The sequence below is a fragment of the Laspinema sp. D2d genome, assembly GCF_025370755.1.
Lineage (GTDB): Bacteria > Cyanobacteriota > Cyanobacteriia > Cyanobacteriales > Laspinemataceae > Laspinema.
Window position 1 is genome coordinate 240,979 of the sequence record NZ_JAMXFC010000003.1, and the last position, 22,730, is coordinate 263,708.

The following is a 22,730-nucleotide window of genomic DNA, read 5'->3' on the forward strand; positions in this document are numbered from 1 at the left end:
TCCCTTCTACTCAGCAGTAATCCTCACCGGATTCTATGCTAGATTGCCACTTGTATCATGGTGACCACCGATGGCAGACCCCATAAATCAAATTTTCCTTTCCCCGATTTCTGTTCCGTCTGCCAGAAATTTTATTGAGTCTCTTGAGTTATCGTTTCTTCATGGTTAAATCTTTTATGGTCAACTTCCGTCTACTCTCGATCCTTCCTGCCACCGCCTTGGCGATCGCGATGAGTGCAGCCAGCGTGAGTGCTCAAAATATGTACAACCCCATCCGGTTGCCATCCAGTAATGAAATCACAGATACCTTATCTGACAAAGATATTCCCACCGGACAAGGTGGATTTGCCCGGGATTATATTGTCACCTTACAACCGGGGGATCAAGTCGTGATCGACCTCCTCTCCGATAGTTTTGACAGCATTGTTACAATGATCGGACCGAATGGGATGACGATCGCCGAGAATGATGATGGCCCCGATGGTACCACCAACTCCCTCTTATTTTCCCGAATCACTGAGGCCGGGAATTATATCGTGCGGGTCCGAGCCTTTGGCGAAGGGGGCTTAGGAGAGTTTAACCTCAAAGTCACTCGTCTTCGCCCTATCTAAATTTTTCCTGGGGCGTAAACACGAATGTAGCAACATTTATTGCGCCCCAAAAAATATTTCAAAAAACCCTTGCCAATTCCAGAAATGTTTGCTATGTTAGTTAAGCATGAAAAAACAAGCCGGGATAGCTCAGTTGGTAGAGCAGAGGACTGAAAATCCTCGTGTCACGAGTTCAAGTCTCGTTCCTGGCATAACGTAAAGCGCTGAAATCCTTAAAAATTAAGGGTTCAGCGCTTTTTACTATTCAGGGAAAGAACCCTACATAACGTCCCTCGAATAGATGCCGCAGACCCTTTTCAGAAGGATCCCTAATCACCACCCGAGAATAACCTCACGCTAAAATTCAAGCCATCACGCTGGAAATGATGCCAGAACGATTAAGCTAGAGGATGCACCGGATATGAGTGACAACTACAGAATTTATCTCGATGCTTGTTGCCTGAACCGTCCCTTTGACGACCAAACCCAGACTCGCATTGCCTTAGAAACCCAAGCTATCCTCGCTATCTTGAATCAATGCGAATCTGGACAATGGCAACTCATCACTAGCGCCGCTTTAGATGCAGAACTCGATCAAACTCCCGATTTGGAAAAACGCAAGAATGTCAAGGCAATCCTGAGATTTGCTAAAATTAAGGCGATCGCCAGCCCATCCATAGAAAACCGTTCGATAGAACTTGTCAAATTAGGCTTCTCCAGCTACGATGCCATCCACCTTGCCAGTGCCGAACGAACTCGTGCCGATATATTTTTATCCACCGATGACCGGCTGATTAAGAAAGCCAAAAGAAATATTCAACTAATTCACGTACCCATTGATAATCCTGTTCAATGGCTACTAAACGTTACTTAACAACCCTTAACAGAACAATGACTCACACTCAACAAGAAATTATTAAAAAAGGATACCAAGCTTTAATCGACTCATTAGGAATTGTCGATACTATTCGGTTTATTCAATACTTTAGCCCGGGACACGGTGACTATACCCAAGAGCGGCATCAATGGCTAGAAAAGATGTCATTAAACGATATTTTTTTAGCGATGAAACAGTCCGAGGAAAATGATAATAATCAATATGATGAAATCATCGGCGATGAAGAGTAAAGCATATTCAGAAAAAAGGGTAGAAATTTAGTCATGACCTATCTTCCTCTACAGGAATGGTGATGATTTCCGGCGGACAGTTTCCGGACCTCACCACCCACCCTGCCTAAATTAGGGAACGATAGTGAGAGAGTTCGCGGGTTACTTCTTCCGCCATCTGATGACGCAGAGATAAAGGTAAAATCACTTCCCCATTCGGTCGCCAAGACCTTAAGCGCATTCGCACATTAATATCCCCCTCGCGAATCCAGGCTCGATAATAGGCATCGGTCTCACTGCGGTTTGCTAAAACTTGCAACGCTGCCGTGCGATCGCTGCTAAAACAGTTACTTTTTCAAATCATTTCATAACAGAGGGATAGCCCTGCCTAGGCGGAAATGATCAGGGTTTAACCGATATTTTGATATAAAGTGCGTTAATGGTTTTATTCATCAAACCCTGCCGGTATTCTCCTACAGACGGTTATGTATCCTGCTGTTGAATCCGTTGTTTTAGGATAGGTTTTAGAGAGTTGAGAGGATTCCATTATCCACCGGGATATCACCTGTGCGCTTCTCTTCCTCTGGTGTATGGACAATCGGGGAGGAGGGGTCTATCCTCTAGGAAATATCAGCGCTGTAGCGGCGGTTCATGTTGAGGATTGACTGCTGACTCTCTGCGGTGTCACTTGGGTTGAATCTAGGATTAAATCACCCATTCGCGGGTTTTAACCCTTTGATTTGACCGATCGCCTCCGATGGGGTGCGCTGAAATTTACTGTTTTTCCAGATGACCCCCATGGAATCCAACTTTTTCAACTCTCCCTTAACCCCCGTACCGGATGCATTAAATCTCTCTCCCGAGACAGATGTATTTGTATTTCCTACCTCTTTTGCTCAACAGCGATTGTGGTTTATTGATCAGTTTACTCCCGGTCATTCTTTCTATAATGTCACCACAGCATTGCGGTTAACGGGAGAGGTGAATTTAACCGCTTTAACCGCTACGTTTACCGCCATTGGTAACCGTCATGAAGCCTTACGGACGAGGTTTGCATCAGTGGAAGGGGAACCTGTCCAGGTGATTGCACCGGAGGCGGAAATTCCTCTGAATTGGGTAGATTTAAGGTCGTTTCCCCCCGATGAACAATTCGCCGAAGTCCAAAGATTGGCGGGGGTGGAATCGGAACGGGGATTTAATTTATCTACCGGCCCTTTAATGCGGGTGACCCTGTTGCAATTAGGGGAATTGGAGTGGATTTTACTGCTGAATCTGCACCACATTATTTCTGATGATTGGTCGATGGGGGTGTTAATTCGCGAATGGGGAGAAATTTATGGGGCATTGGTGGTAAATCGCCCGATTAATTTGCCGGAATTACCGTTACAATATGCAGATTTTGCGGAATGGCAACGGGAGTGGTTTCAAGGGGATATTTTAGAGCAGCAGTTAAGCTATTGGAGGCAGCAATTACGGGGCCTGATTCCCCTGAGTTTAGCCGGAGATTTCCCCCCTGAACCCCAGCCTAGCTATCAGGGAAGCAGTCAACAAATTGAGCTATCTCCCGCCCTGACCCAGGGGTTAAAACGGTTATCCCAGGAGGCGGGAGTTACTTTATTTATGACCCTGTTGGCGGGGTTTCAACTGCTGTTATCACGCTACAGTCAGCAGGATGAGGTGACCGTGGGTTCCCCCATTGCCAATCGCAACCGCAGCGAAATTGAGGGGTTAATTGGGTTTTTTGTGAATAGTGTGGTGTTGCGGACCGATGTCTCGGGAAATCCCACGGTTCGGGAGTTGTTGGCGCGGGTGCGAGAGGTGACGTTAGGCGCTTATGCTCATCAAGATTTACCGTTTGAAAAGGTGGTAGAGGCGTTACATCCGGACCGGGTTTTGAATGTTCATCCCCTGTTTCAGGTGGTATTTAATTTACAAAATGCACCGATGGAGGAGTTGGAATTGCCGGGATTAATCGTGAGTTCTATGAATTTAGGGGTGAAGACAACCCGGTTTGATTTAGAGGTGCATTTGTGGGAAGCATCGGACAGTTTTAGAAGTGTTTATGGTCAGGATTGGCAGCATCAGGATAGTCTCCGAGGGTTGGTGATTTACAATACAAATAGATTTGAATCAGGGACGATCGCCCAAATGTTAGAACAGTTTAAAAATTTGTTAAAAAATATCATCAAATCTCCCGATAAGTGGATTGAACAGTTAGAATTAATCAGTGATGCGGAACGGGACCGAATTGTAATTGAATGGAATCAGACTCAAGCAGATTATCCGGTAGAAACGGCAATTCATGTGCTATTTGAGGCCCAGGTAGGGGCAAATCCCCAGGCAGTGGCAGTGACAATAGATGGGGAATCTTTGACTTACCAGGAACTAAATCAGCGTAGCAATCAATTGGCCCATTATTTACAACAATTAGGAGTAAGTTCCGAGGAGTTGGTAGGACTTTGTGCGGCGAAGTCGCTAGATACCATTGTAGGAATGTTAGGGATTTTGAAGGCGGGGGGTGCTTATTTACCCTTAGACCCCACCTATCCCAGCGATCGCCTGAATTGGATGATGGCAGATGCGGGAGTTCGTCTGTTGCTGGTTCCGGACCACTTACGGGGTCAATTTCACGGGTTTGGGGGGGTGATAGTGGGAGGCGATCGCGACAGGCAGGCAGTCACCCGGGAACCTGTGGAGAATCTCCCTCACTCCCCCGGTGGTAGTCGCCTTGCTTATGTGATTTATACCTCTGGTTCGACAGGAACACCGAAAGGCGTGGCGGTTCCTCACAAGGCGGTGAATCGACTGGTTTTGAATACTAATTATATCAATATAACTCCGAAAGATACCCTTGCTCAAGTCTCAAATCTCTCCTTTGATGCCGCAACGTTTGAGATTTGGGGGGCTTTGCTCAATGGCGCTCACTTAAAGGGAATTAGCACAGAAATTACCCTCTCTCCTCATGATTTTGCCCGGGAATTGCGACAGCAAAAGATTGATATTTTATTCTTAACTACGGCCTTATTTCAGCAGGTGGTCCGAACGGTTCCTCATGCATTTCAGTCGCTGCGTTGCTTGCTATTTGGAGGAGAAACTGTTGATCCCCGGTGGGTAAAAAAAGTGCTAAACCAGGGAATACCACAACAGTTGATCCATGTTTATGGTCCCACTGAAAATACCACATTTTCGACTTATTACCCGATAGAAGCAATGCCGGAACAGGCGAGTTCTGTCCCCATTGGTAAAGCAGTGGCGAATACAGAACTTTATTTGTTAGACCCGCACTTGCAACCTGTCGCCGTTGGCATTCCCGGAGAATTATACCTGGGTGGGGAGGGACTGGCAAGGGGTTACCTGAATCGTCCGGACTTAACTGAGGAACGGTTTATTTCAAATCCGTTTGGGAAACCGGGAACGCGACTTTATAAAACTGGGGATTTAGCGCGATATAAACAGGATGGGAATCTGGAGTTTTTAGGGCGAATTGACCATCAAGTGAAGATTCGCGGGTTCCGGATTGAATTAGGAGAAATTGAGGCGGTTCTGTGTCAATATTCCGGGGTTGCAGCAGCAGTGGCGATCGCCCGCGAGGAGATACCCGGAGAGAAAGAATTGGTTGCCTACGTTGTTCCCCATGACCCGGAGGGGAAATCTTCTCCCCTGAAAATTAGCGAATTGCGGCGGTTTTTGCAAGAAAAATTACCCAGTTATATGATACCCACCGCTTATGCGGTTCTGGAATTGTTACCTTTGACACCAAATGGAAAAATTAATCGCCAAGTCTTACCTGAGATAGATACAGCATTCCAGGAGTTACTGGAGAATTATGTAGCCCCTCGAACTTCGGTGGAAGAGGTGCTGGTGGACATTTGGAGGCAAGTTTTGGGGAAACCGCAGGTGAGTGTTTATGATAATTTCTTTGAGTTGGGAGGACATTCTCTCCTGGCAACTCAACTCATTTCGCGGATTCGTGACGGATTGAAAATCGAGTTACCTGTGAGTCAGTTATTTGAAGCACCAACGGTAGCGAGTTTAGCCAATTATATTGAAACCGTATGTTGGGCGGCAAAATCGCCAAAAATACCCAACTTTCATGAGGAAGAGAGAGAAGAGGTAGAGTTTTGAACACCCTAGAATTTTTATCGGAATTACGCGGGTTAGAGATTCATTTAACTGTCGAAGGTAGTCGCCTCATTTGCAAAGCGCCCGAAGGCCGATTAACTCCCCAGTTACGGGACCAAATTTCTCAGCGAAAAGCTGATATTTTGGTGTTTTTTCAGAGAGCAAATTGCAGTGTAACCGAAACTCCGGTGAGTCTTAAACGGATTTCCCGTCAGGGCAATTTACCTCTCTCCTTTGCCCAACAGCGCCTCTGGTTCTTGGACCGATTAGTGCCGAACAATCCCTTTTATAATATGCCTGCGGCAGTCCGGTTAACTGGAGAGGTGAATTTAGAGGTTTTAGAAGCTGCATTTAATGAAATCATCCGCCGTCATGAAGGATTGAGGACAGTTTTTCCAGAGGTACAAGGGCAAGGGGTTCAGGAGATTCAAGCTCATCTTCCCGTTCCTATTCATGTCTTGAATTTAGAGAATTTGTCCTCAGTAGAACAAGAAAAGCAGGTTGAACGGATTATTACTCATGAGGCGTCACGTCCGTTTAATTTAACCACGGGTCCTTTACTGCGCATTTCTTTAATTCAATTATCGCCATCGGGCCAGTTACTGATGCTGAATATGCATCATATTATCTCCGATGGCTGGTCAATTGGGGTATTAATTCAGGAGTTAGGAATCCTTTATAGTGCTTTTGTCCAAGGGAAATCATCTCCCCTGCCGACATTAGAGATTCAATATGCAGATTTTGCCCATTGGCAGCGGAAATGGTTAAAAGGGGATATTTTAGAGCAACAATTGGCCTATTGGCGGCAACAGTTAGATGGGATTTCTATGCTGAATTTACCCAGCGATCGCCCTCGTCCTGCCGTTCCCAGTTATCGCGGCAAACGCTACGGGTTGCAGATTTCCAAGGCCATGAGTGCAGAATTAGCCGCTTTGAGTCAGCAGGAAGGGGTGACCTTATTTATGACCTTACTGGCGGCATTCCAAACCTTGTTATATCGCTACACCCAACAAGAATATATTGCAGTCGGTTCCCCCATCGCCAATCGCAATCGCAGTGAAATAGAACCTTTAATCGGCTTTTTTGTCAATAGTTTAGTCCTCCGAACTGATTTATCAGGCAACCCAACCTTTCGAGAGGTATTGGCCCGAGTAAAACAGGTAGCATTAGGGGCTTATGCTCATCAAGATGTTCCCTTTGAAAAGTTAGTTGAAGAGTTGCATCCCGAACGGTCTTTAAATCATAATCCCCTGTTTCAGGTAGCTTTTGCGTTACAAAATGCCCCGATGCAGGAGTTAGAATTACCCGGATTAACCTTGAGTCCCCAACCCTTAGAAGCGGGAACAGCCCGGTTTGATTTAGAATTGCATTTATGGGAACAGTCTTCTACCAATCCGATGTGGGTAGATAGTCGGGAAGGAATTAGCGGATTTGTGATTTATAGCACGGATTTATTTGAGGAAACCACCATTGTCCGGTTAGTTGCCCATTTTCAAACTTTACTAGAAGGAATTGGGACAAACCCGGATCAACGGATTGCCGATTTACCTCTGTTAAGTGAAGCAGAACGACATCAATTATTAGTGCAGTGGAATCAAACTCAGGTGGAGTATTCCCAAGAGTTAGCGATCCATCAGTTAGTAGAAATTCAGGCAGCAGAAAATCCAGACAAACCCGCTTTAGTTTGTGGGAATAAAACCCTGACTTATGGGGAGTTAAATCGGCGTAGTAACCAACTGGCCCATTATTTGCAAAAATTAGGGGTAGGGGTGGAAGTAGTGGTAGGAGTGTGTCTCGATCGCACCTTGGAGATGGCAGTGGCAATGCTGGCAATTCTCAAAGCAGGCGGCGCTTATTTACCCCTAGACCCCTCGGTTCCTAGCAGTCGTTTAAATCAGATGTTAACCGAGGCAAAAGTTTCGGTTTTACTCACCCAGCAATCGAGTTTATCCCAATTTAATCGAGTGATTTGTAAGATTGTTTGCTTGGATACAGACAAAGAACTGATTAATCGACAACGGGATGAAAATTTCAGCAGTCAAGTGACTCCCAATTCCCTCGCTTATGTAATTTATACCTCCGGTTCTAGTGGGGAACCCAAGGGAGTAGAAATTGAGCAAAAAAGTTTGTTAAATCTAACCTATTGGCATCAACAAGCGTTTGCCGTATCCGCCAGCGATCGCAGTTCCCAGGTTGCCGGGGTTGCCTTTGATGCCTGTGGGTGGGAAATTTGGCCCTATTTAACCGCAGGTGCTTGTATTTATATGGTGGATAGCGAAACCCGGCGATCGCCCGAAAAATTGCGGGATTGGTTGGTGGCAAATGCCATTACCATCAGCTTTTTACCCACCCCTTTAGCAGAAAAAGTCTTACAATTAACCTGGCCGCAAGAGACCAAGTTGCGCCTGTTACTCACCGGGGGAGAAACCTTGCATCAACATCCGTTACCCTCCCATCCGTTTCAGGTGGTGAATAATTACGGGCCCACGGAGAATACCGTTGTTACTACTTCCGGCAGAGTTCCCCTGGGAAATGGCAGGGAGATTGTTCCGGGAATTGGTAAAGCAGTCGCTAATACTCAACTGTATATACTAGACAAGCACTTCCATCCCGTTGCGATCGGCATTCCGGGAGAATTATATATTGGCGGCGACGGATTGGCAAGAGGATATCGCCATCATCCCGAACTCACTGCCGAAGCATTTATCCCCAACCCCTTTCACTCGGAAGCAGGCAATTTACTTTATAAAACCGGCGATTTAGTCCGCTATCAAACCGATGGCAGTCTGGAATTTTTGGGGCGTCTGGACCAACAAGTAAAGATTCGGGGGTTCCGCATTGAATTAGGCGAAATCGAGGTCATTTTAGCGCAACATCCCGCTGTAAATCAAACCGTTGTCACTGCCTCAGAGAATGACCGAAGCGAGACACAATTAACCGCTTATCTGGCCCTCAATTTGAAACAGGTAGAACTGGCCGAACTGAATCCCGTTGTGTTGCAGGAAGAACAAGTCCAACAATGGCAAACTCTCTACAATGAAACTTATAAACTCCCTGCCGTTGGCATGGAACCGAGTTTTAATATTGTGGGATGGAATAGCAGCTATAGCAACGAACCTATCCCCGCAGCAGAAATGCGGGAATGGGTAGACCATCAAGCGGCGCAAATTTTAAACTTAAAACCCAATCGGGTCTTAGAAATGGGTTGTGGAACGGGCTTACTCTTATTTAGAATTGCCCCTCACTGTACTGAGTATTGCGGGACTGACTTTTCCTTACCCTCCCTCAATTTTATTGGCAAACATTTAGGCAAATACAACTTTAAACAGGTGACCTTGCTAGAAAAACTGGCAACAGATTTTGAGGGAATTGCCCCGCAGAGTTTTGATACAGTCATTCTCAACTCAATTGTCCAATATTTTCCCAGTTTAGACTATCTCATTCAGGTCATTGCTGGGGCAGTCAACGTCACCGAACCTGGGGGACGGATCTTCCTCGGTGACTTGCGGAGTTTACCCCTCCTCAAAGCTTTTTATACCGATGTAGAACTAACTCGCGCCCAACCTTGTGTGACCCGCCAACAGTTACAGCAACGGGTAGAAATGCAACTCTTCCAAGAGGTAGAATTAGCTTTAGATCCAGCCTTTTTTACTTCCTTAAAAATACAATTTCCTCAGATTGAAACCGTAGAAATTCAATTAATGCGGGGTCAATCTAAGAATGAATTAACCCAGTTTCGCTATAATGCCATTCTCCATCTAGCTGGACCCAAAGTTCAGTCACCATCCCCGAAAAATCAGCGGATTAACTGGTTAAACCAAGGGGGAACTAGCGACGATTGGACCGTGGAAAAACTGCGCCAGTATTTAATCGAAAATAACCCGGATATCTGCGGACTCTCCAGGGTTTCTAATAACCGAGTCATGGCTGCTGTTCAAGCAACGGAAGGGTTGTTTAATTCCAGCGCCTTTAAAACAGCGGGCCAATTGAAAAAAGCCGTTGAACGTCTGCATCATTTAGGGATTAATCCAGAAGATTGGTATGGATTAGAACTCCCGTACCAGGTTCATATTCGCTGGGCCGATTCAAGCGGAGACGGACATTATGATGTAGTGTTTGTGCGTGAAGATATTCCAGATTTTATCCTAGAAGCGAGTTCAGAACCGGCTTCAAACTCTGCTTATGCTAACAATCCCTTACAAGGAAAAGCAGCGCGTCAATTGGTGCCGGAATTGCGCGAATATCTCACCGAGAAATTGCCGGATTATATGATACCCTCGGCCTTTGTTGTCCTAGAGTCTCTTCCCTTGACTCCCAATGGCAAAGTCGATCGCCATGCCTTACCCACTGCCAGCGCCATCACGCCAGAACTGGCGGGAAATTATACCCCACCGCGTACCGTCATCGAAGAACATCTCACCGAAATTTGGGCGGAAGTTCTAGGCATTAAACGAGTGGGAATTTATGATAATTTCTTTGAATTAGGAGGACATTCATTACTGGCAACCCAACTTGCTTCTCGCGTTCGAGATAAATTTGGGTTCGAGTTGCCTTTACGCTGTGTCTTTGAAGCGCCCACGATCGCCCAATTAGCCCCGGTTATTCAGGAGTTAAAACAGCAGAATCTCACCCCGAATGCACCAGCATTAGTTCCCGTTTCTCGGGAAAGGAGGCGGATGAAGTTATCCTCGTTAAACCCTAAAAATAAATCGTAATGATATCCTTTTAATTCGAGGAAAGTTCACCTAACATGAGTCAAGAAACCGAAGTTTTTGTCTTTCCCGCATCCTTCGCCCAACAACGGTTATGGTTCCTCAACCAATTAGCGCCAGATAATCCATTTTATAATGTCTCCGCAGCAATTCAATTGACGGGAAACCTCAACTTATCTGCTTTAGAAGAAAGTTTTAATGAAATTGTTCGCCGCCATGAAACCTTACGCACGACTTTTGCTCTTTTAGAGGGACAAGTTGTGCAAGTCATTTCCCCGAAATTGACGGTTACCGTGAAGGCGATCGCCTTGCAGCATCTTCCCCCATCGCAACGGGACTTAGAAGCGCACCGGTTGGCAACTTTAGCGGCAGAAGAACCCTTTGATTTAACCACCGGCCCTTTACTGCGGATTGCGGTATTACAGCGGAGTGAAACGGACTCAATTCTGTTGCTGAATTTTCATCATATTGTCGCCGATGGGTGGTCTATTGGCATCTTGTTGGGGGAACTGGGGATATTATATACCGCCTTTGCCCATCAGCAACCCTCCCCTTTGCCGGATCTGCCGCTGCAATACGCTGACTTTACGGAATGGCAGCAGCAACGGTTGCAGGGAGAGTTTTTGGAAACCCAATTAAGCTATTGGCAACAGCAATTACAGCATTTATCCCCCCTCAATCTCCCTAGCGATCGCCCTCGGCCCCCGATTCCTAGTTATCGAGGGGGAAAACAACTATTTGCTCTCTCTACGACATTAACTGCCTCGATTAAAGCGTTAAGTCAGCAAACAGAAACCACCCTGTTTATGACCTTACTCGCGGCCTTTAAAACGTTAATTTATCGTTACACCGGACAAACCGATATTGCCGTCGGGTCTCCCATTGCTAACCGCAATCATCAGCAAATAGAAGGGTTAATCGGATTTTTTGTCAATAGTTTAGTCTTCCGAACGGATTTATCCAAAAATCCGACCTTTCTGGAGTTATTAACTCAAGTCAAATCGTTGGCCTTTGCCGCCTACGCCCACCAAGATTTACCCTTTGAAAAGCTAGTCGAGGAACTGCATCCTCAGCGAGACTTGAGCCAAAATCCCCTATTTCAAGTCAGTTTTAGCGTGCAAAATACGCCAACAAATGCCCTAGAATTGCCTGGACTGACCTTGAGCCTGTTAGAGTGGGACCTTGCCACAGCTAAACTGGATTTAGAGGTTAATTTATGGGAAGAATATGACCAAATTAAAGGTCAAGTCATTTATAGTACAGATTTGTTCAAATCCAGCACAATCAACCGCTGGTTAGGACATTTTCAAACCCTTTTAGCTGAAATTGTTACCGACCCGAATCAACCTATTTCAGACTTGCAGATTTTAACCCCCGCTGAACGGGACTGCTTGCTATTTGAATTTAATTCTCCTGCCTATCCATCCCTTCCTCAACCCCAACTCCACCATCCCTCTTTTCTGCACTTATTTGAGGAAATAGTCCAGCGATCGCCCCATCATATCGCCCTCGTGTCTGCTAAACAATCTCTCACTTATCAAAACTTACACCACCAATCCAATCAAATTGCCCGGTATCTACAACAATTGGGAATTAAACCCGAGGAGTTAGTGGGTTTGTGTTTACCCCCTTCCATCGATGCCGTCGCTTGTATCCTAGGCATTCTCAAAGCAGGCGGCGTCTATCTCTATTGTAACCCCACCTATCCCCCAGAACGACTAAATTTTATCCTATCCGATGCCGAAGTCTCTCTCTTACTGACCCGATCGCCCTTTGTTCCCTCTCTGACTTCCTCCCAAGTCTCCATCCTGGATTTAAACCAACACCAAGGGGCGATCGCTCAACAAAGTCCCGAAAACCTCACTTATCCTATCACTCCCAATCATCTTGCTTATGTGATTTACACATCCGGTTCCACTGGAAAACCGAAAGGCGTCTTAATCGAACACCGAGGATTGGACAACTTAATCATCGCCCAGCATCAAGTCTTTAAACTCGATAAACATAGCCGTATTTTACAATTTGCATCCCTCGGTTTTGATGCCTCAATCTTTGAAATTGTCATGGCATTGAGTACCGGCGCAACCCTCTATTTAGCCAACGAAGAATCCCGCTATGGCGGAAGCGCTTTAATGGCCTTTTTAACAGAAACTTCTATTACTCATGCCTGCCTGCCTCCCGCTGTATTAGCCACCTTAACGCCCGGAGAATTACCGGCCCTTCATACCTTAATTTCTGCCGGAGAATCCTGTTCCCCAGAATTAGCGAAACCCTGGGTTAATTCTTGCCAGTTTTTCAATGCCTATGGTCCAACTGAGTCCACCGTTTGGGCAACGGTTGCCGAAATTACTGACACCACTGAGAACCTGCCCATTGGTCGCCCAATTCCTAATACTCAAGTTTATCTCTTGGATGCCAATTTGCAGCCGGTTCCTATTGGTATAACAGGGGAAATTTATATTGCAGGGGAGGGAGTAGCCCGAGGGTATCTCAACCGCAAGCAATTAAACAACGAACGGTTTATTACTCATTCTTTTACTCCCCAAAAAACAGTCAGGCTTTACAAAACTGGGGACTTAGCCCGCTATCGAATCGATGGTAACTTAGAGTTTTTAGGCCGCCTGGACCATCAAGTTAAAATTCGCGGTTATCGGATAGAATTAGGAGAAATTGAGACAATTATCACCCAATATACTAACATAAAAGAAGCCCGAGTTATTGTTAGTAAAGAGCGGAGTCAACTGGTTGCGTATCTTGTGCCGGACAGCAATCAAGCTATTAACCTCAATAAACTGCAAAGTTTTCTCAGAAAAACATTACCTGGATACATGATTCCCCAGGAGTGGATTGTGCTAGACTCCCTACCCCTGACCGATCGCGGCAAACTTGACTGTACCCAACTCCCCTCCCCTGAAACTCTCAACCCCGGGCAATTTATCCCCCCGGGTAATCCCAGTGAAACCGCCTTAGCTCACATTTGGGCTACCCTGCTTAAGCGCGATCACGTGGGGATGAATGATAACTTTTTCGACTTAGGTGGTGATTCCCTCCTCGCCGTCCGACTTTTAACTGAAATTAACCAGCAATTCCAACAACAATTACCCGTTTCTGCGCTTTTCCTCAATCCCACTTTACAAAGATTAGCAGATTGTCTCTTCTGTGAACTTGATTCCCTCCCTTGTTCTCCCTTAGTTCCCATTCAAACTCAAGGAACCAATCCCCCCTTTTTCTGCATTCATCCCATTTTAGGCGTGGTTTTTCCTTATTATGAATTAGCCTTACAGTTAGGAAAAAATCAACCCTTTTATGCCTTACAACCCCAAGGGATCGACGGTAAATCTCCTCCGTTAACTTGCATTGAAGACATGGCCGCTTATTATATTAAAGCCATACGGATTATACAATCGGAAGGTCCTTATTTCTTAGGGGGGTGGTCGTTTGGTGGGTTAGTGGCGTTTGAAATGGCACAACAATTACAAAAAGCGGGTCATGCCGTCGGGTTACTGGCGGTGTTGGATACCCTCGCCCCAGTTTCCAGCCATCAACCCTCTCTCTGGCAGGGATGTAAATTTTTGTTGACGACGGCAGCGAGTTCGATTTGGCCGTTTTTGCGGGATTATGTTTATTTGATGACACAAGGAAAACAGCGGGAGAAAGCGGAATTTCCCCCCAGGGGCGATCGCCTCCCTAAACGAGTGCATCCCCTGTTCAAATTTTTACACCGTTATCTCGCCCAAACGACCCTGGCGCAATCCTTGCATTCCACCTCTGATCGCCGCATCTTACGGGAAGTCGCCCTGCGCCCCCTTTTACCTATTTTTCAAGCCAATAGTCAAGCCGTTTTAGACTATCACCCCTCGATTTATCCTCATCGCATCACCTTGATGGCTTCCAGCGATCGGGCGATCGCCTCGGGTCAGGATCCAACCCTGGGCTGGGACCAACTGACCCCCGAACCCATAAAACTGATTCGGATTCCCGGGAACCACCTCACCATCCTTAGAAAGCCCCAAGTGCAACATCTGGCCGATCGCCTCCGGGAATGCTTAGAATCTAAGTAGAGTAAAAGCCAAATCCCCGGGCTTCTTGACAAAATTTTGACGAATTAGCCCAAAATTAGCCCAAAACCCCATCTCCCCCATCCTCCCCATCTCCCCCATCCTCCCCATCTCCCCCATCCTCCCCATCCTCCCCATCCCCCCCATCCCCCCTCTCCCCATCCCGAATAATTTCCCCAAACAAAAACACTTACCGACCTTGGGGCAGTATGTTAAAGTAGTGAAGAAAAATCTGATTCAGTAATGAGTTTTGCTATTTGCTCCAGAATTGCCTCCGGATCAATCCGAATCGGCTTCGTCGGCAGGTACTTCTGATGAAACTGAATCCCCTTAAACTTTTGGAGGCTTTCCATGTCGATTTATGTAGGCAATCTATCCTACGATGTCACCGAACAAGACCTAAACAGCGTTTTCGCTGAATATGGTACGGTGAAACGAGTTAACCTTCCCACGGACCGGGAAACAGGGCGTCCCCGTGGCTTTGGTTTTGTTGAAATGGACACCGATGCAGAAGAAACCGCTGCCATTGAAGCGCTGGATGGCGCTGAGTGGATGGGGCGTGATCTCAAGGTAAATAAAGCAAAACCCCGCGACGATAACAAACGCGGCGGCGGCGGCGGTGGCGGTGGTAACCGTGGTGGTGGACGTGGTGGTTACGGCGGCGGAGGCGGTGGCGGTTACAGATAATTCTCCCCAACCTAATCAGTAGCAGCATAGAGGTGTGGTGAAAACCATCTAGCATCATTTCGCTAGGATATCTCCTCATCTGCACACTTTGATATTAGATACTCACCCTGGCGTGCGGGCTATCGTCAACCCTGTTAGGGCATAATACAGATAGGCCGCCATTTTTGCTGGCCTCAAGTAAAATAAGAACTGTAAAGTTCTGACTTGAGGCTATCTCACAGCCAATGGACCTCTAGTAAAAGGAGTAAGAATGACCCAAGTTTTAGTAGGAGAAAGCGAAGGCATTGAATCTGCCTTACGTCGCTTTAAACGGCAAGTCTCGCGGGCGGGGATCCTCGCAGATGTTAAGTGCCGTCGCCATTTTGAAACCCCGCAGGAAAAGCGTAAACGCAAGGCCAGTGCTGCGCGACGCAAGAGACGTTATCGTTAATTAAAACGGCGATCGCCGTATATTTATTTTTGGTGTTGGCCGTCCACACTTGCTGGTCCTTAAGGAAATGTCCGGACGCTGTGAGCCAAGGCATCGATCCTCAGCACCAAAGCGCAAGATAGGTTGTGGGCGGCTTTATTCTGGGATCGGGTACAGTTAAGGTTGAATCTGATGACTGCATCCGGGGAAAAGGGTCGGATCTAAACCGTCACAACTTAGGGCAAAATAACGGGAAATCAGGGCTGTTATCTTCTCATTTTTTTCTGTCCTATCACTCTTCAACAAATCTGATGGATACTGATGAACTTCTCAATCGCTACAGAGAAGGAGAACGAGATTTCCCGGGCGTCGATTTGCGCCGTTGTTACCTTTATCGCGCTCAGTTGCCTGAAATCAACCTCGCGGGGGCCAACCTGAGCGATGCTAATTTAGGTCGGGCGAATCTCAATGGAGCCAACCTCAGTGGAGCCAATTTAACCGATGCTAAATTGACGGCAACCCTGTTGAAAAAAGCCAATCTCAGTGATGCCTTACTCCTTCGTGCTAATCTGATGCTGGCTCAACTGGGGCAAGCGGATCTAAACCGCGTGGATTTGCAGGGAGCCAGTTTGTGGAAAGCGAGCCTCAATAAGGCCGACTTAATGAATGCCAATCTCTCAAATACTGATTGTTCCGGTGCGGATCTCGTCAGTACGATCTTTATCGGTGCAAATCTACAAGAAGCGGACCTGAGCAGTGCGAACCTGATTGCTGCTGATTTTGGGGGGGCTAATTTAAGCGATGCGAATTTACTCGGGGCGAATCTCTGGAACAGCAATCTTTATGGTGCGAATCTCCACAATACCATTCTTCCCGATGGACATCATTATTTGTAAACCCCCTGAGTTCACCGGGGCGATCGCCTTTCTGTCACGATTCCTCCATCAATAAAAAACCCGGGCAATCTTCCCAATGCGATCGCCGGTCCCACAAATGCCTAAGATAGAGGAGATTTAGGGATCGGTTGGGGTGCAAACCTGCCAGGTACTTCTTCCACCGACCCCAATCAATGCTTTATCCAGTCCGGTTACTCGATCGCCAGAACGAGCAACCGACACAATCTTGGAGTCTGTGGGAGTCAACGGCATGACCGCGAATATCATCTTGTATAAATCCCTAGAAGTCCTAGCCTTGGTGCTAGGCGCAACTTCTGCCCTTTTAATCCCTCGCCTCCCTGCTTGGGGACAAGGAGCAGAAACAACCCCTTTGAATCTTCAATCTCTCTATCCCCCGGCAGGGGATTGGTTGCTGCCTGCAACCCCCTCCCTGGACAGCCCCCAGTCCTCCTATTCGGCAGAGGGTTTAAAAGGCGAGGGTTTAGAACGGGGAATTTCCCAACAGCGCCCAAATCCCCCGATTCAGCCTCAGCGTCCGGAACTGGAAACCATTGAAGAACAACTGGATGAAGAACCGGATTTTGCGATCGTTCCCTTACCTCGCTATAGCTCGATTAAAGGGATTCATGGGACCCTTGACTTGATTCTGACCAACCTGGGGGAAAATGACCACACCCTAGATCTGCGTCTGGAAGGGGGGGAGCGCACTATTGGGGCCACTTTGCGCTATACCGACCCCTGGCTAGAGTCGGGAGCCTTCGATCCGGGGTATCAAGTTCGGTTATTTAACACCCGATCGCCCGAATCCCAGTTTCTTGAAGGCGATCGCGAAGTCAATCTGATTCATGATCACGAAGCTTGGGTCGATCGCCTGGGAGGAAGCTTTACCTTCTACCAACCTGTCACCCCATCCGGCGTTGTGGTTTCCGCAGGAGCCAGCTACCAGCGCGTTGCTATTCGCAATTCCGCTTTTACCGATCGCCTCTACGCCAGCGATCGTCTTGGCAATCCCCTAACCTTCAGCGAGCAAGGTCTCGATACCATCGTCACCCTTAACCTAGGACTGTTTCAGGATCGCCGAAACAGTAGCGAATGGCCTACCCAAGGCTATCGCTTTCAACTCGCCACCGAACAATCCATCCCCGTTGGCAGTGCTGATATCCTATTTAACCGATTAAGTGCCAGTTTTACCCAATTTGTCCCCTTTCAAAACCAAACCTTTGTCTTTAACCTCCAAGGAGGGACCATTTTCGGCGATGTCCCACCCTATCAAGCCTTTAATCTGGGCGGTAGCGACTCCGTGCGGGGGTATAAAGATGGCGAAATCGGCACCGGACAAAGTTATATCCAAGGCACTGTAGAATATCGCTTTCCCCTGATTGAGGACTTAGATCTTCCCTATTCCTCCGCCTTAAGCGGAACCGTATTTGGTGATTTTGCCAGCGATCTTGGTTCAGGAGATTCCGTCTATGGCGAACCCGGGGAAGTGCGAAATAAACCGGGGAATGGCTTCGGGTTAGGTCTGGGGGTGCGATTACTCACAGATTTTGGTCCTGTGCGTCTGGAATTTGCCGTAAGCGATCAACGAGATCTTAGCGCCATTTTTAAGATTGGGGAACGCTTCTAAAACCGGACTCTTTCCCGTGACTTAGAACCACCCTCACCCATCAATTTACTCCTTTCCATCCTATTCATGGACATTAATCAACTCCTAACCCAATATGCTCAAGGAGAGAGACTGTTTTCCAAGGTCAATCTCTGTGAGGCGCACCTGAGTGGCATGAATCTCAGTCGAGCTGTTTTTCGCGATGCCATCTTGCAGGAAATTAATCTCAGTTCTGCCTATCTGCGTCGGACGGATTTTCGAGGGGCGGACCTCAAGGGAGCCGACCTCAGAGGGGCTTATTTAAAAGGATCTGACCTCAGAGGGACGGATTTGAGATGGGCCGATATGGGGGCGACGGATATTTCTCAGGCGCTCTATAATAGCCAAACTCAGTTTCCCCTCGGGTTTGATCCAAACGGGAGAAATGCTTATGCGATCGCCCCGAAAGCAGATTTATCCCTCGCCTATCTTTATAAAGCGGACCTGCGCTGGACCAAACTCACCGATGCCAACCTTGCCCAAGGGTATCTCTACCGCGCTGATCTCCGTTCTGCTGACCTCCGGGGAGCGGATTTAAGTGAGGCGGACCTGCGTGCTGCTCTCTGTGATCCAGATACTTGCTTTGATGAGGAGTTCGATCCGAACTGCGCTGGAGTTTATTGGATTCGCCCTCAGTGTTCCTTAGTCGATGCCACCCTCTCTGGGGCCAGACTCAGTGGAATGGACCTCACTGGCGCGGATTTGAGCGGCGCGGACCTGACTTGGGCGGACCTTTCTCGCGCCAATCTGGAGAATACCAACCTTAGTGGGGCTAACTTAACCGGAGCGAATCTCCTTGGGGCTAATTTACTCGGTGCGAAAATTACGGATGCGGAGTTTGCTGAGGCTGATTTGCGCGGTGCGATCGCCCCGGATGGCAGTACCGCTCTGAGCGAACAACAAAAATCTGCACCTTAAACAGTGTCGGTTTTAGCCCTAAAAAAACAGAGAATTGAGAGTTCATCGCTCCTCAATTCTCTGTCATCTCACAATTTCGCAGGTACTTAGTCTACCCTCTGCGACGATCGCCCCTTAAAATTTAGAAATCGTAAATCCTTGTGGCAGATTTGCACCGTCTAGTTTTGCCTGCTGTAGATTGGCATAGTTCACCTGAACTCCTGTGAGATCCGACGCCATCAGGTTTGCACCCATCAGGTTCGCATCAGTGAGATTGGCATCGCGCAGGTTGATCCCCGCGATATCAAAGGGATAGGGGCCGCCATCTTCAAGGCTAAACTGAAGCTCATTCCCCACAGACTGTATCGTGTTCTGAAGATTGGCTCCCACCAGTTCGGCACTCTCTAGGTTGGCACCGACTAAGTTCGCCGATTGCAAATTCGCATTCGTTAAATTCGCAATCACCATCCCCGCTAGTGTGAGGTTAGCCCGGGATAAGTCTACATTCTCCAAATTCGCTCCATGCAGTCTTGCGGCAATCAAACTCGCCCCCTGTAATGAAGCATCCATAAGCTGGGCATTCACTAAATAGGCTTCATTCAGATTCGCGCCCTCTAAGTTACTCCCCTTAAGGTTCGCGCCCTCTAAGTTCGCCCCGCGTAAATTTTGACCCGCGAGATTAACTCCGCTCAAGTCACATCCCTGACACTGGTTAGTTTCGAGCAACTGTTTCAGGTGTTCTGGGTTTTCCGCCACGGCTGGTGCTGTCATTGTGGCGCTCATCGTGATTGTGATTGTCCATGCAGCGATCGCAAATATACCTGATTTCATGCTCTTACACTCCCCATCACCTATCCTCATACCATCTATTATCAGGCATTATGGATACTTTTTCCGTGATTCTTATCGAACACTCAATGCGATCGCGATCGTTGCTTCAAGGCGATCGGTATCACCCGTCATCCCCCGGCTGACCCATGAAAGTTCGTCCATGAGTGAATCTACTCATGGACGAACTCTCATGGACAAGTTTCTGAAAAGTCCTCCGATTTAGGGAGTTGGGAGAGAGTTTCCTTAATTTACTGGGGAACAACGACTGAAATCGTTAACGTCGAACTTCAGCTTTTATCCGGGGTTAATGATTCAGAATCGATTCAAACGTAGCCCGCAATGAGCCTATGTCTGCCACCCGAGCTACTAATAAATTATGATCTCCCGCATCTTCTAACCGTCCTTTCCAATAGCCAATTTTATCGGGGTTATGCATCCAAAAGTTGATCACCGTTTGCACGACTCCATCTAAATCCCACTCCTTAGAGGGAGAAACGGTCTGGACAGAATCAATAAAGGCATCTAGGGTACATTTGGGAGTTCCCAGATATTCCACTCCGACTCCTGAATCGGTGATGACTTTATCCTGTTGTTGGTTAAAAAAATATAAAATTGGGGAAACCCCTAAAATGTCGAAGGTGTATTCCATCGCCACATCCTCCCGCTTTCTAGTGTTGTTTTAATATGTCTTTGATATCAGGGTTTTTAGCAAAAAATCGTTACCTCTGTTACCAGATCTCCTTCTATTTTAGAAGTTTAGATTGAATTTGACAAATCTATTCCTTCAGGGTGCGATCGCCGGAATATTTATTAGCACTCTAGGCTTGAGAGTGCTAATAAATGGACCCATAATAAGTCCAGCGATCGCCGGATTACTGCCTAAACCTGATATTATAAATAGAACCCTAATTTAATCCTTTGTTCCGAATGAATGCGATCGCCGAATTTAAAGGTGAGCTCGCCGCCATGAGTGCGGCATTATTATGGGCAGTTGTTTCCGTAGTTTACGGTTACCTCGGCCAAAAAATTCCGCCGATGCTGCTGAATTTGAGTAAAGGAGTCGTGGCGATCGCCCTGCTGCTGCTCACCCTCTTCCTGCGCGATTTCCTATTGCCTGCGCTCGATTCCCCCGCCTTCCTCCCCCCGTTTTCCTCTCCCTTCGATACCCTCAACGAGTTCGCCTTCCCCCTGTTCCTGTTATTCCTCAGTGGCGCAATCGGCATTAGTTTTGGGGATACCGTATTTTTTGCCGCCCTCAATCAACTCGGCGCAAGGCGCACCCTCTTAATTCACACCTTGGCACCCCCCTTCACTGCCTTACTCGCCATCCTCTTTTTAGGGGAACAACTCCCCCTCATCGCCTGGGGTGGGATACTCATTACAATTATTGGCGTTGCTTGGACAATTGCTGAACGGGTTTCTGGAACTAACACAACCACCCGCCTGCTGCCTGGAATCAGTTTAGGATTACTGGCGGCCCTCGCTCAGGCAGTGGGAGCGGTCCTCTCGCGCGCTGCTCTCGCACAAACAGCGATCGACCCCTTATGGAGTACCTTGATTCGCTTGTTAGCGGGAGTTTCCCTCTTATTTCTGTGGATGTTATGGAAACAAGGTCGCCAAGTCCTCTCGGGATTAGGGTCACAACGTCTATTGGCGATCGTGTTCGTCACCGCATTTTTTAGCACCTATCTGGGGATTTGGTTACAGCAGATTTCCCTCAAGTTCGCTCCCGCAGGCATCGCCCAAACCCTCAGTTCCACCAGTCCAATCTTTGTTTTACCCCTGGCGATCGCCCTCGGGGAATTCGTTAGCATTCGCGCCATTCTCGGTGCGATTGTCTCTCTTGTTGGAATTGCCCTCTTATTCCTCTGGCGTTAATCTCACTAAAATTCCTAAAAATCGCGACTTTTTTTTCGCCAACCCCTAGACTTATCGATTTTTTTGTGATAAAGTAAAATTGATAAGGAAGGACTATCTTGCACTATTATAAATCAGGTGCAAAATCTCACAACTATGCAAAAAATTGGATGGCTTACCCTGGCGTTAATTTCAGCCACACTTCCTGCCACGGCAACGGAACTCCGATGTGGTTGGCTGAAAAATCCAACGCCAGCAAACTGGTTGTTAACAGATAGAGATGCAACCTGGACTATTGGAGCGCAGGGTGGATATCAAGCACAAGGTATGGAAAATATTCCAACAGCCCTCAGTGCCGAACAATTTGTTAGGACTAACGGTTATTATGGGTACAGTTGCGCCTGTTTAGAAGTAGTCACCGATAGCGAACGTCAAAGAATTGTTCGGATTGAAGGTGGTGAAGCCCTAGAGTTGAGCGTTTGCCGCACTGATCCAGATTTACCAGCCGTTCGGTAACCTTTCTCGGGCTCTAGGAAAATTCTAAACTTTGCTCCTGCCATAACACTAGATTCGGCAGCAATCCAAAAACGCGATCGCATTTGTAGAAAGAGCAAACTTCGGGGCATGGGTGAACTGGGGTAACCCCCGACTTTTTTGGGGAAACCCCTAGACTTATCGAGTTTTTTGTGATAAAGTAAAATTGATAAGGAAGAACTATCTTATAAGTCGTAATTCAAGATAGATTTCCATTGTATAATCATATCAAAAATTGTCAAGTTGAGAAAGTCTGATTCCAACAAAAAAATCGCGACTTTTTTGGGAAAAACCCTAGACTTATCAAATTTTTTGTGATAAAGTAAAATTGATAAGGAAGAACTATCTTATAAGTCGTAATTCAAGATAGATTTCCATTGTATAA

The 22,730-nt window shown here is 47.1% G+C and carries 15 protein-coding genes, 1 tRNA gene and 1 pseudogene; 14 read left to right on the top strand and 3 right to left on the bottom strand.

The window, feature by feature from the left end; genetic code table 11:
- The first annotated feature begins 161 nt into the window (after positions 1-161).
- The 4 genes from NG796_RS03565 to NG796_RS03580 all read left to right on the top strand — a co-directional run bounded on the left by NG796_RS03565 (position 162) and on the right by NG796_RS03580 (position 1,718).
- Positions 162-611 (top strand): PPC domain-containing protein, encoded by a 450-nt coding sequence (locus NG796_RS03565; RefSeq protein WP_261204541.1) that lies wholly within the window; start codon positions 162-164, stop codon positions 609-611.
- 118 nt (positions 612-729) lie between these two features.
- Positions 730-802, top strand: a tRNA-Phe gene (locus NG796_RS03570).
- A 209-nt stretch (positions 803-1,011) separates the two neighbouring features.
- Complete coding sequence (locus NG796_RS03575) at positions 1,012-1,464, top strand: PIN domain-containing protein (RefSeq protein ID WP_261204542.1); 453 nt, start codon at positions 1,012-1,014, stop codon at positions 1,462-1,464.
- Positions 1,465-1,481: 17 nt separating this feature from the next.
- Positions 1,482-1,718, top strand: a complete 237-nt coding sequence (locus NG796_RS03580) for a hypothetical protein (RefSeq protein ID WP_261204543.1) — start codon at positions 1,482-1,484, stop codon at positions 1,716-1,718.
- Positions 1,719-1,824: 106 nt separating this feature from the next.
- Here NG796_RS03580 and NG796_RS03585 read toward each other — a convergent pair.
- Positions 1,825-2,019 (bottom strand): annotated as a pseudogene (locus NG796_RS03585) (TIGR03985 family CRISPR-associated protein); the annotation flags it as partial.
- Between the two features lie 476 nt (positions 2,020-2,495).
- Between NG796_RS03585 and NG796_RS03590 the strand changes: the two are divergent.
- From NG796_RS03590 to NG796_RS03625, 8 genes are all read left to right on the top strand, one after another.
- A complete protein-coding gene (locus tag NG796_RS03590) occupies positions 2,496-5,822 on the top strand; it encodes a non-ribosomal peptide synthetase (RefSeq protein ID WP_261204544.1) in 3,327 nt (1,108 codons plus the stop codon).
- Entirely contained in the window at positions 5,819-10,534 is a 4,716-nt protein-coding gene (locus tag NG796_RS03595) for a non-ribosomal peptide synthetase (protein WP_261204545.1), read from the top strand. Before NG796_RS03590 ends, NG796_RS03595 begins: the two co-directional genes overlap by 4 nt.
- Positions 10,535-10,569: 35 nt before the next feature.
- A complete protein-coding gene (locus NG796_RS03600; protein ID WP_261204546.1) occupies positions 10,570-14,592 on the top strand; it encodes a non-ribosomal peptide synthetase in 4,023 nt (1,340 codons plus the stop codon).
- Positions 14,593-14,940: 348 nt separating this feature from the next.
- The gene (locus NG796_RS03605) at positions 14,941-15,276 is read left to right on the top strand and encodes an RNA recognition motif domain-containing protein (protein ID WP_261201333.1); all 336 of its coding nucleotides are present in this window, start codon (positions 14,941-14,943) and stop codon (positions 15,274-15,276) included.
- 250 nt (positions 15,277-15,526) lie between these two features.
- Positions 15,527-15,706, top strand: a complete 180-nt coding sequence (gene rpsU, locus NG796_RS03610) for a 30S ribosomal protein S21 (protein WP_015146781.1) — start codon at positions 15,527-15,529, stop codon at positions 15,704-15,706.
- A gap of 290 nt (positions 15,707-15,996) precedes the next feature.
- Positions 15,997-16,581: a pentapeptide repeat-containing protein gene (locus NG796_RS03615; RefSeq protein WP_261204547.1), complete on the top strand. Its 585-nt coding sequence runs from the start codon at positions 15,997-15,999 to the stop codon at positions 16,579-16,581.
- A 133-nt stretch (positions 16,582-16,714) separates the two neighbouring features.
- Positions 16,715-18,208 (top strand): BamA/TamA family outer membrane protein, encoded by a 1,494-nt coding sequence (locus NG796_RS03620; RefSeq protein ID WP_261204548.1) that lies wholly within the window; start codon positions 16,715-16,717, stop codon positions 18,206-18,208.
- 66 nt (positions 18,209-18,274) lie between these two features.
- Entirely contained in the window at positions 18,275-19,144 is an 870-nt protein-coding gene (locus tag NG796_RS03625) for a pentapeptide repeat-containing protein (RefSeq protein ID WP_261204549.1), read from the top strand.
- 114 nt (positions 19,145-19,258) lie between these two features.
- Here NG796_RS03625 and NG796_RS03630 read toward each other — a convergent pair whose 3' ends face one another.
- Together NG796_RS03630 and NG796_RS03635 are read right to left on the bottom strand one after the other, a co-directional pair.
- Complete coding sequence (locus tag NG796_RS03630) at positions 19,259-19,954, bottom strand: pentapeptide repeat-containing protein (RefSeq protein ID WP_261204550.1); 696 nt, start codon at positions 19,952-19,954, stop codon at positions 19,259-19,261.
- A 304-nt stretch (positions 19,955-20,258) separates the two neighbouring features.
- On the bottom strand, positions 20,259-20,603 hold the full coding sequence (locus NG796_RS03635; RefSeq protein WP_261204551.1) for a hypothetical protein: 345 nt from the start codon (positions 20,601-20,603) through the stop codon (positions 20,259-20,261).
- A gap of 278 nt (positions 20,604-20,881) precedes the next feature.
- Here NG796_RS03635 and NG796_RS03640 point away from each other — a divergent pair, with 278 nt between their 5' ends.
- Positions 20,882-21,832: a DMT family transporter gene (locus tag NG796_RS03640; RefSeq protein ID WP_261204579.1), complete on the top strand. Its 951-nt coding sequence runs from the start codon at positions 20,882-20,884 to the stop codon at positions 21,830-21,832.
- A gap of 135 nt (positions 21,833-21,967) precedes the next feature.
- The gene (locus NG796_RS03645) at positions 21,968-22,327 is read left to right on the top strand and encodes a DUF4087 domain-containing protein (RefSeq protein WP_261204552.1); all 360 of its coding nucleotides are present in this window, start codon (positions 21,968-21,970) and stop codon (positions 22,325-22,327) included.
- The last annotated feature ends 403 nt before the right edge of the window (positions 22,328-22,730 follow it).

Coding starts and splice junctions, on each gene's coding strand:
- NG796_RS03605 (WP_261201333.1), top strand. CDS start 14,941: ATGTCGATTTATGTAGGCAATCTATCCTACGATGTCACCGAACAAGAC.
- rpsU (WP_015146781.1), top strand. CDS start 15,527: ATGACCCAAGTTTTAGTAGGAGAAAGCGAAGGCATTGAATCTGCCTTA.
- NG796_RS03575 (WP_261204542.1), top strand. CDS start 1,012: ATGAGTGACAACTACAGAATTTATCTCGATGCTTGTTGCCTGAACCGT.
- NG796_RS03600 (WP_261204546.1), top strand. CDS start 10,570: ATGAGTCAAGAAACCGAAGTTTTTGTCTTTCCCGCATCCTTCGCCCAA.
- NG796_RS03590 (WP_261204544.1), top strand. CDS start 2,496: ATGGAATCCAACTTTTTCAACTCTCCCTTAACCCCCGTACCGGATGCA.
- NG796_RS03635 (WP_261204551.1), bottom strand. CDS start 20,603: ATGGAATACACCTTCGACATTTTAGGGGTTTCCCCAATTTTATATTTT.
- NG796_RS03630 (WP_261204550.1), bottom strand. CDS start 19,954: ATGAAATCAGGTATATTTGCGATCGCTGCATGGACAATCACAATCACG.
- NG796_RS03640 (WP_261204579.1), top strand. CDS start 20,882: ATGAATGCGATCGCCGAATTTAAAGGTGAGCTCGCCGCCATGAGTGCG.
- NG796_RS03625 (WP_261204549.1), top strand. CDS start 18,275: ATGGACATTAATCAACTCCTAACCCAATATGCTCAAGGAGAGAGACTG.
- NG796_RS03615 (WP_261204547.1), top strand. CDS start 15,997: ATGGATACTGATGAACTTCTCAATCGCTACAGAGAAGGAGAACGAGAT.
- NG796_RS03580 (WP_261204543.1), top strand. CDS start 1,482: ATGACTCACACTCAACAAGAAATTATTAAAAAAGGATACCAAGCTTTA.
- NG796_RS03645 (WP_261204552.1), top strand. CDS start 21,968: ATGCAAAAAATTGGATGGCTTACCCTGGCGTTAATTTCAGCCACACTT.
- NG796_RS03565 (WP_261204541.1), top strand. CDS start 162: ATGGTTAAATCTTTTATGGTCAACTTCCGTCTACTCTCGATCCTTCCT.